The 8,677-nt window shown below is 60.9% G+C and carries 10 protein-coding genes; 7 read left to right on the forward strand and 3 right to left on the reverse strand.

Annotated elements, in window-relative coordinates; translation table 11 throughout:
- The 3 genes from P0D71_RS35845 to P0D71_RS35855 all read right to left on the reverse strand — a co-directional run.
- On the reverse strand, nucleotides 1-477 hold a 477-nt coding region (locus P0D71_RS35845; protein WP_408483871.1), incomplete at its 3' end, for a citrate/2-methylcitrate synthase.
- Nucleotides 478-637: 160 nt separating this feature from the next.
- Complete coding sequence (locus P0D71_RS35850; RefSeq protein WP_408483872.1) at nucleotides 638-1,654, reverse strand: HpcH/HpaI aldolase/citrate lyase family protein; 1,017 nt, start codon at nucleotides 1,652-1,654, stop codon at nucleotides 638-640.
- A gap of 269 nt (nucleotides 1,655-1,923) precedes the next feature.
- Nucleotides 1,924-2,907 carry a malate dehydrogenase gene (locus P0D71_RS35855; RefSeq protein WP_007178772.1) on the reverse strand — a complete coding sequence of 328 codons (984 nt, stop codon included), beginning with the start codon at nucleotides 2,905-2,907 and terminating at the stop codon, nucleotides 1,924-1,926.
- Between the two features lie 491 nt (nucleotides 2,908-3,398).
- Between P0D71_RS35855 and P0D71_RS35860 the strand changes: the two genes are divergently transcribed.
- From P0D71_RS35860 to P0D71_RS35890, 7 genes are all read left to right on the forward strand, one after another.
- Nucleotides 3,399-4,199: a GntR family transcriptional regulator gene (locus P0D71_RS35860; protein WP_408483873.1), complete on the forward strand. Its 801-nt coding sequence runs from the start codon at nucleotides 3,399-3,401 to the stop codon at nucleotides 4,197-4,199.
- Nucleotides 4,200-4,367: 168 nt separating this feature from the next.
- A complete protein-coding gene (gene sdhC / locus P0D71_RS35865; protein WP_091804894.1) occupies nucleotides 4,368-4,784 on the forward strand; it encodes a succinate dehydrogenase, cytochrome b556 subunit in 417 nt (138 codons plus the stop codon).
- Nucleotides 4,785-4,787: 3 nt separating this feature from the next.
- Nucleotides 4,788-5,156, forward strand: a complete 369-nt coding sequence (gene sdhD, locus P0D71_RS35870; protein WP_091804890.1) for a succinate dehydrogenase, hydrophobic membrane anchor protein — start codon at nucleotides 4,788-4,790, stop codon at nucleotides 5,154-5,156.
- Nucleotides 5,157-5,160: 4 nt separating this feature from the next.
- The gene (gene sdhA / locus P0D71_RS35875; RefSeq protein ID WP_091804886.1) at nucleotides 5,161-6,936 is read left to right on the forward strand and encodes a succinate dehydrogenase flavoprotein subunit; all 1,776 of its coding nucleotides are present in this window, start codon (nucleotides 5,161-5,163) and stop codon (nucleotides 6,934-6,936) included.
- A 24-nt stretch (nucleotides 6,937-6,960) separates the two neighbouring features.
- Entirely contained in the window at nucleotides 6,961-7,665 is a 705-nt protein-coding gene (locus P0D71_RS35880; RefSeq protein ID WP_012428644.1) for a succinate dehydrogenase iron-sulfur subunit, read from the forward strand.
- 1 nt (nucleotide 7,666) lies between these two features.
- A complete protein-coding gene (locus P0D71_RS35885; RefSeq protein ID WP_091804882.1) occupies nucleotides 7,667-7,939 on the forward strand; it encodes an FAD assembly factor SdhE in 273 nt (90 codons plus the stop codon).
- 81 nt (nucleotides 7,940-8,020) lie between these two features.
- Nucleotides 8,021-8,677, forward strand: a 657-nt coding sequence (locus tag P0D71_RS35890; RefSeq protein WP_408483874.1) for a citrate/2-methylcitrate synthase, incomplete at its 3' end; no start/stop codon positions are given.

The following is an 8,677-nucleotide window of genomic DNA, read 5'->3' on the forward strand; positions in this document are numbered from 1 at the left end:
ATAGTGATACCAGTAGAGCAGCATCGAACCGAGCGAGGCCATCAGCTTGTCGGCGATGTCGCGCGCGCCCGGCAGGTTGTGATCGTCTTTCTCCGGCAACACGGTGCCCAGCACCGACACGCCGGTGCGCATCACGTCCATCGGGTGCGCAGCGGCCGGGATCCATTCGAGCGCGGCCTTGACGTTCGCGGGCAGGCCGCGCAGCGCCTTCAGCTTGGTCTTGTACGCGGTGAGTTCGGCCTGGGTCGGCAGCTTTTCGTGGACCAGCAGGTACGCGATCTCTTCGAACTCGCAGGCGCCCGCGATATCGAGAATGTCGTAGCCGCGGTAGTGCAGGTCGTTGCCGGTCTTGCCGACCGTGCAGAGGGCGGTATTGCCCGCCGTCACGCCGGACAGGGCGACGGATTTCTTCGGTTTGAAGCCGCTTTGGGGTTCGTTGCCGCCTTGTGCACCGGCGGTTTGCGTTGTCTCGCTCATCTCCCGCAATCTCCTTTGTGCCTGCTCATTGCTTCTGGTTGACCTACGCCTTCGACGTCGCTCGCCCGCAGCGCCAGATGATTCAGTGTTTCGATTGCAAGACGGTGTACAGGTACACCATTCAACGCCGCCGTGCCGATCGCCGCTTGGACGCGCATGCTCATGATGCGGCGTGCACGTTAGTGCCCACTTTCGCGAAGAGCGGCGCGGCGTCTTGCGGGACGGTGCGACCGGTGGCTTGCGCGCGACGCAGCACCGACCAGTAATAGCGATAGCTCGCCCGATCATGCAGCGTGTCGTGATGGCGCGTCGGGCCCCATTGGGCGGACTGCGCGGCCAGCAGGATTTCGGTGGCCGTGGCGATCTCTTCGTCGCGCGGCGCGAGCGCGGCGACGATCGACTCGATTTGCGCCGGGTGGATGCTCCACATGCGCGTGTAGCCGAACTCATTGCGGGCACGCGCGGCGTCGTTTGCCACCACGCTCATGTCGCGCACTTCCGTGCTGACGTTGTGCGACGGAACTTTGCCGTACGCATGGCAGGCAGCCGAGATTTCCAGCTTCGCACGCCGGACCAGAGGATGATCGAACTGGCCGGGCGAGCGCATGGCCGTGTCGGGAATCGCGCCGTCGTGCGCGGAGACAAAGTCCATCAGCCCGAAGCTCAGCGCCTCCACGCCGGGCAGTGCGGCCAGATCGAACACGCGCGTCAGCGCGCCGTGCGTCTCGACCAGCAATTGCACCGGCACCGGTTGCGCGATGCCGAGTTCGCGGCGCGTGGCCTCGATGAACGCGACCATTTCGGCGGCATCGGGGACGTTGCGGATTTTCGGCAGGGTGATGTAAGCAGGCGCTCGCTTCGCGGCACGCAGAATGAGGCGGACGTCGTCGCGCCAGTGCGCGTGCTCGAAGTCGTGAATTCGCACGCCGACGCGGCCAAAGCGGTCATGCTCGCTGCCGAGCAGCGAGGCGACCAGTTCCGCGTGCTGTGCTTCGCGGCCGACCTGCGCGCCGTCTTCGCAATCGAGCGTGATATCGAACACCGGGCCGATCTGTTGCTGCAACGCGAGCGATTTCAGCATCAGCTTTTCGCTGCCGGCGTAGTGATCGCAGGCAGGCAGCACAGCGGGCGGCACTTCGCCGTCAAACAGCACTTCGGCGGGTGTGAGGGCGCGCATCTTCGGCGTCAGGGTGTGGGTAGGGTTTGGAAAAACTGTTTGGAGAAATCTGATTCGGGCGCGCTCTGCCAGACCGTCGCGGCAACTGCCCAAAACGCGCTCGAATCAGATGCGAACAACTGCGTTCGCACAAAAAAAAACCGGAACCCGCCACGTTGATGTCTGGGAGCACCCAGACCTTTCGCTTTGCGCCAGGCCCCCAAGCGGGATAACACGCTTGGGGCGGCCCGGCGTTTTCTCAGGAGTTCCGGTTTGTCTGCATCAGCCGCTTAGCCGAGCAGATGTTGAACGCCGTCGCGCTCTTCCAGCAGTTCCTGCAGCGTGCCGTCCATCTTCTCGCGCGAGAACGCGTCGATTTCCAGACCTTCGACGCGCTTGTACTCGCCGTTTTCGCACGTAACCGGCACACCGTAGATGATGTCTTCCGGGATGCCGTACGAACCGTCCGACGGAATGCCCATGGTGACCCACTTGCCGTTCGTGCCGAGCACCCAGTCACGCACGTGGTCGATTGCCGCATTAGCCGCCGACGCTGCCGACGACAGGCCGCGTGCTTCGATGATCGCCGCGCCGCGCTTGCCGACGGTCGGGATGAACGTGTTGCGGTTCCATTCTTCGTCGTTGATCAGCTTGGTCAGGTCCTGACCTTCTGCCGTTGCAACGCGGAAGTCCGGGTACATGGTCGGCGAGTGGTTGCCCCACACGGCCAGCTTTTCGATCGAAGCGACCGGCTTGCCCGACTTGGCCGCCAGTTGCGACAGCGCGCGGTTGTGGTCCAGACGCAGCATGGCGGTGAAGTTCTTCTTCGGCAGATCCGGCGCCGACTTCATGGCGATGTAAGCGTTCGTGTTGGCCGGGTTGCCGACCACCAGAACCTTCACGTCGCGGCTGGCGACTTCGTTCAGCGCCTTGCCCTGAACCGTGAAGATTTCGGCGTTCGCCGACAGCAGGTCCTTACGTTCCATGCCTTTCGAACGCGGGCGGGCGCCGACCAGCAGGGCCACGTCTGCATCCTTGAATGCGACCTTGGGATCGTCGGTGATCACGACGCCCGACAGCAGCGGGAATGCGCAATCATCCAGTTCCATCACGACGCCTTTGACGGCGCCTTGTGCTTGCGGCAGGTCGAGCAGTTGCAGGATAACCGGCTGATCCTTGCCGAGCAGGTCGCCATTGGCGATGCGGAACAGCAGGGAGTAAGCAATTTGACCTGCGGCGCCGGTGACGGCAACGCGCTTTGCGGGCTTAGCCATTGAGAAATCTCCAGGACGATGCGTTAGACGCTAGGGAAAACGCCATTCTATATGCGCGTTCAGCGAAGCGTTATGAAACACGGCGGAATTCACTGTTCGCGGACTGCCTCGTAATCTGCCGAGGGCGAGCGGCGCGTTGCGGCGAGACCGCCGTGCCGGAAACCTGTACTGCATGGGAGCGGGAATACGAAGCGCCGGGTAGCCGCTGCACGGTGCGGGCTCCTGCAAACAGCGCGTTTCGGCAAGCGTCTGGCCAATGAATGGCGGCGAAATCGAAACCTGAACTGCGTGGGAACAGCATGGTGCAGGGTGGCTGCCGGGGCGTCGCGGCGCTGCGCGAAACAGCCTCCGAAAACCCGCAAACCCTTGTTCGACAAGGAGTGTAGGAGTCGCTAGACACAAAGTCAACATTATCTTATGTCTTATATAAGACATATCTATTGAGGGGAAAACCCTAGACGCGGCCCAGCCCTTTATGATGAAATGCGCGGATGAATTCGAACCCGGCGAACACCACGAATCCGAACGGCCAAGGCGCCGCAGGCGAGGGTGTACCCGCTGCCGCCCCGGCCACGTCGCCCACTTTCAGCCCTTTGTATCAGCAGATCAAGGGGCTGATCACGCAGAGCCTTGAAAGCGGCGAGTGGAAGCCGGGCGAGATCATTCTTAGTGAAGTCGAATTGGCGGCCAGATACAAGGTCAGCCAGGGAACGGTGCGCAAAGCGATCGACGAACTTGCTGCCGACAACCTGCTGGTGCGCCGCCAGGGCAAGGGCACTTTTGTTGCAACGCACAACGAAGACCGCGCCCAGTTTCGCTTCCTCAGATTGCTGGCCGATGACGGAGCGGAACACCCGCACGTGAGCCGCCTGCTCGAGTGCCGGCGTTTGCGCGCTTCGGCGGACATCGCACGGCAACTCGATCTGAAACCCGCCGATCCGGTTGTATTGATCAAGCGATTGCTGCAGTTCGACGGCGAAGTCACTGTGCTCGACGAAATCTGGCTGCCCGGCGCCGTGTTTCGCGGCCTCACGCTCGAGCGGTTGTCGGAGTATAAAGGTCCACTCTACGCGATGTTCGAGACGGAATTCGGCACGCGCATGATCCGCGCAACGGAGAAGATCCGCGCGGTGGCGGCCGAGCCCGCCGTGGCCGACCTGCTGCACGTGCCGGCGGGTTTTCCGCTGCTATCGGTCGAGCGCGTGTCCTATACATACGGAGACCGGCCGGTCGAAGTGCGCCGTGGTTGGTATGTCACAACCGGGTACTACTATCAGAACGATCTAAGTTGAAACGGGTTTGAAACGGTTTGAATGAGGGCGCCGCGTCCCACGCGCGTGCCTGTTTGAAGGCGCCTTTATCGCGCAGGCTGCAACGGACTACTCGTGGTTTTCGCTGCAGCGCGATATAAAAAGGCGCTAAAATTGCGGATTAGTGTGACTACATAGTAGGGGTCTAGCATGGCTGAAGCCGTAAAAAAACCGAGGCCGGAATTCCGGAACATCGGTATCGGGCAGATATTGACGGCGTACCGTCTCCCGCTAGCGGGGCGAGTATCGATCTTGCACCGCGTGAGCGGTGGTCTGCTTTTTGTTTTTCTTCCGTTCCTGCTGTACCTCTTCGATCAGAGTCTGACTTCTGAACTCAGCTTTGAAGTCTTCAAAGGCTTCCTCTCCAACATCGTCGTCAAGCTCATCACGCTCGTTCTCGCGTGGGCCTTCCTGTTCCACTTCTGCGCCGGCGTCCGTCACCTGTTGATGGACACGAACCACAATGCGGTCACGAAGGAAAAAGGCAAGTCGACCTCTATCGTGGTTCTCGTCGTGTCGTCGCTGCTCACCATCGCATTCGCGGCAAAACTGTTCGGAGCATTCTAAAAAATGTCAGCTAATAACCGAATCGGTTCGAAGCGTCTTGTCGTCGGCGCGCATTACGGTCTGCGCGACTGGCTCGCCCAGCGCATTACCGCCACGATCATGGCGATCTACACGGTGATCCTGCTCGTCTGGTTCTTCGGCGCGCGCGATTTTTCGTATGAAGGCTGGGCGTCGATCTTCGCGACGCAATGGATGAAGCTCGCCACGTTCGTCACGCTGCTCTCGCTGTTCTATCACGCCTGGGTTGGTATCCGCGACATCTGGATGGACTATGTGAAGCCCGTTGGCACGCGCCTGTTCCTTCAGGCGCTGACGATCGTCTGGCTGCTCGCATGTGCGGGCTACGCTGCGCAGATTCTCTGGAGAGTGTAAAAGAATGGCTGCAATCAAGAATTCTCTGCCGCGTCGCAAGTTTGACGTGGTTATCGTCGGCGCAGGCGGCTCGGGGATGCGCGCTTCGCTGCAACTCGCGCGCGCTGGTCTGTCGGTTTGCGTGCTGTCCAAGGTGTTCCCGACGCGTTCGCACACGGTCGCTGCCCAAGGCGGCATCGGCGCTTCGCTCGGCAACATGAGCGAAGACAACTGGCACTATCACTTCTACGACACGATCAAGGGCTCCGACTGGCTCGGCGACCAGGACGCGATCGAGTTCATGTGCCGCGAAGCACCGAACGCAGTTTACGAACTCGAACACTTCGGCATGCCGTTCGACCGTAACGCCGACGGCACGATTTACCAGCGCCCGTTCGGCGGCCACACCGCCAACTACGGCGAAAAGCCGGTGCAACGCGCTTGCGCGGCGGCTGACCGTACCGGTCACGCGCTGCTGCACACGCTGTATCAGCAGAACGTCGAGGCCAAGACGCAGTTCTTCGTCGAATGGATGGCGCTGGATCTGATCCGCGACGCCGAAGGCGACGTGCTCGGCGTGACCGCGCTGGAAATGGAAACCGGCGACGTCTACATTCTCGAAGGCAAGACCACGCTGTTCGCCACGGGCGGCGCGGGCCGTATCTTCGCGGCGTCCACCAATGCGTTCATCAACACCGGTGACGGCCTGGGTATGGCGGCGCGTTCGGGCATCGCACTGCAAGACATGGAATTCTGGCAATTCCACCCGACCGGCGTGGCCGGCGCGGGCGTGCTGATTACCGAAGGCGTGCGCGGCGAAGGCGGCATTCTGCGTAACTCGAACGGTGAGCGTTTCATGGAACGCTACGCGCCTACCCTGAAGGATCTGGCGCCGCGCGACTTCGTTTCGCGTTCGATGGACCAGGAAATCAAGGAAGGCCGCGGCGTGGGTCCGAACAAGGATCACGTGCTGCTCGACCTGTCGCACATCGGCGCCGAGACGATCATGAAGCGTCTGCCGTCGATCCGCGAAATCGCGCTGAAGTTCGCGAACGTCGACTGTATCAAGGAGCCGATCCCGGTCGTGCCGACCATCCACTATCAGATGGGCGGTATTCCGACGAACATTCACGGCCAGGTCGTGGGTACGTCGAAGGGTCACGAAGAGCCGGTCAACGGTTTTTACGCAGTGGGCGAATGCTCGTGCGTGTCGGTGCACGGTGCGAACCGTCTCGGTACGAACTCGCTGCTCGACCTGGTGGTGTTCGGCCGCGCTGCCGGCAATCACATCGTCAAGCACGTGAAGGAAATCAAGGAGCACAAGCCGCTGCCGGCCGACGCCGCTGATTTCGCGCTGTCGCGTCTGGCGAAGCTGGAAAGCTCGTCCTCAGGCGAGTACGCGCAATCGGTCGCAAACGACATCCGCGGCACGATGCAGAAACACGCTGGCGTGTTCCGTACCTCGGCGTTGCTGTCGGAAGGCGTCGAGCGCATCCGCGAAGTGGCTGACCGCGTCGACAGCATCCATCTGAAGGACAAGTCGAAGGTGTTCAACACGGCACGTGTCGAAGCGCTGGAAGTGGCGAACCTGATCGAAGTGGCCCGCGCCACGATGGTTTCGGCCGAAGCGCGTAAGGAAAGCCGTGGCGCGCACGCGCAGAACGACTTCGAACATCGCGACGACGAAAACTGGCTGCGCCATACGCTGTGGTTCAGCGAAGGCGATCGCCTCGACTACAAGCCGGTTCACATGCAACCGCTGACGGTCGAATCGGTTCCGCCGAAAGCGCGGACCTTCTAAGGCACAAGTCAAAGGAATTCAGAAATGGCAAAGCGTACATTTGAGATTTATCGCTACGACCCGGACAAGGACGCAGCGCCACGCATGCAAACGTACGAGATCGAAATCGACTCGCACGAACGCATGTTGCTCGACGCGCTGCTGAAGTTGAAGGCAGTTGACGAAACGCTGTCGTTCCGCCGCTCGTGCCGCGAAGGCGTGTGCGGTTCGGACGCCATGAACATCAATGGCAAGAACGGTCTGGCCTGCCTGCAGAACATGAACGATCTGCCGCAAAAGATCGTGCTGCGTCCGCTGCCGGGACTGCCGGTCATTCGCGACCTGATCGTCGACATGACGCAGTTCTTCAACCAGTATCACTCGATCAAGCCGTACCTGATCAACGATACGCCGCCGCCGGAAAAGGAACGTCTGCAGTCGCCGGAAGAACGCGACGAGCTCGACGGCCTGTACGAATGTATTCTGTGCGCTAGCTGCTCGACTTCGTGCCCGAGCTTCTGGTGGAATCCGGACAAGTTCGTTGGTCCGGCCGGCCTGTTGCAAGCCTACCGTTTCATCGCGGACAGCCGCGACGAAGCGACGGGCGAACGCCTCGACAACCTGGAAGATCCGTATCGTCTGTTCCGTTGCCATACGATCATGAATTGCGTCGACGTTTGCCCGAAGGGCCTGAACCCGACCAAGGCGATTGGCAAGATCAAGGAATTGATGGTTCGCCGCGCTGTTTGAGATGGACGACACATCGCATCAGTCCGACCCTCTCCGCCGCGCGCGCCTTCGCTGGCGCGCGCGGCGGGGCCTGCTGGAAAACGATCTGATCTTTGAACGTTTTTTCGGCCGATATGAGCATGACCTCAGCGATGCCGACGTGGGCGCTCTCACGCGCCTGCTCGAGCTGAGCGATAACGACCTGATGGACTTGCTGCTCGCGCGCAAGGAACCGGAGGGCGACCTTGCCGACCCGGATGTGATCCGGGTGCTGGAGTTGCTGCGGAATGCCTGAGCGGCCCGTGTGCCGCTTGTCCGTTGTTCCAGGCGTGCAATTATCGAAAACCTGTTTCCATACTTCGATTGAGGATCTGCTATGACCCCGTCAGATGTTAAAGCCACGCTATCGTTCAGCGACAATTCGCCGAGCGTTGAAATGCCGATCTACAAGGGCACTCTCGGCCCGGACGTGATCGACATCCGCAAACTGTACGGCCAGACCGGCAAGTTCACGTACGACCCGGGCTTCATGTCGACGGCGGCGTGCAATTCCGCGATCACCTACATCGACGGCGATAAGGGCGAGCTGCTGTACCGCGGCTACCCGATCGACAACCTCGCGGAAAACGCGGACTTCCTCGAAACCTGCTATCTGCTGCTGAAGGGCGAACTGCCAAACGCGCAGCAGAACGCCGAGTTTGTGAAGACGGTCACGAACCACACGATGGTGCATGAGCAAATGCACTTCTTCTTCCGTGGTTTCCGTCGCGACGCACACCCGATGGCGATTCTGGTCGCTGCAGTCGGCGCATTGTCGGCCTTCTATCACGACTCGCTCGACATCAACAATCCGCGTCACCGTGAAGTGTCGGCCATTCGCATGATCGCGAAGCTGCCTACGCTCGTCGCCATGGCGTACAAGTACAGCATCGGCCAGCCATTTGCGTACCCGAAGAACGACTTGTCGTACAGCGCGAACTTCATGCACATGATGTTCTCGAACCCGTGCGAAGAGTACAAGGTCAACGACGTA

Source organism: Paraburkholderia sp. RL17-383-BIF-A (genome assembly GCF_046028015.1).
In the GTDB taxonomy this organism is placed as follows: domain Bacteria; phylum Pseudomonadota; class Gammaproteobacteria; order Burkholderiales; family Burkholderiaceae; genus Paraburkholderia.

What these genes read in the sequence shown, in the direction of transcription:
- P0D71_RS35855 (WP_007178772.1), bottom strand. Translation starts at nt 2,907, where the DNA reads ATGGCTAAGCCCGCAAAGCGCGTTGCCGTCACCGGCGCCGCAGGTCAA.
- P0D71_RS35885 (WP_091804882.1), top strand. Translation starts at nt 7,667, where the DNA reads ATGGACGACACATCGCATCAGTCCGACCCTCTCCGCCGCGCGCGCCTT.
- sdhD (WP_091804890.1), top strand. Translation starts at nt 4,788, where the DNA reads ATGTCAGCTAATAACCGAATCGGTTCGAAGCGTCTTGTCGTCGGCGCG.
- P0D71_RS35880 (WP_012428644.1), top strand. Translation starts at nt 6,961, where the DNA reads ATGGCAAAGCGTACATTTGAGATTTATCGCTACGACCCGGACAAGGAC.
- P0D71_RS35850 (WP_408483872.1), bottom strand. Translation starts at nt 1,654, where the DNA reads ATGCGCGCCCTCACACCCGCCGAAGTGCTGTTTGACGGCGAAGTGCCG.
- sdhC (WP_091804894.1), top strand. Translation starts at nt 4,368, where the DNA reads ATGGCTGAAGCCGTAAAAAAACCGAGGCCGGAATTCCGGAACATCGGT.
- P0D71_RS35860 (WP_408483873.1), top strand. Translation starts at nt 3,399, where the DNA reads ATGAATTCGAACCCGGCGAACACCACGAATCCGAACGGCCAAGGCGCC.
- sdhA (WP_091804886.1), top strand. Translation starts at nt 5,161, where the DNA reads ATGGCTGCAATCAAGAATTCTCTGCCGCGTCGCAAGTTTGACGTGGTT.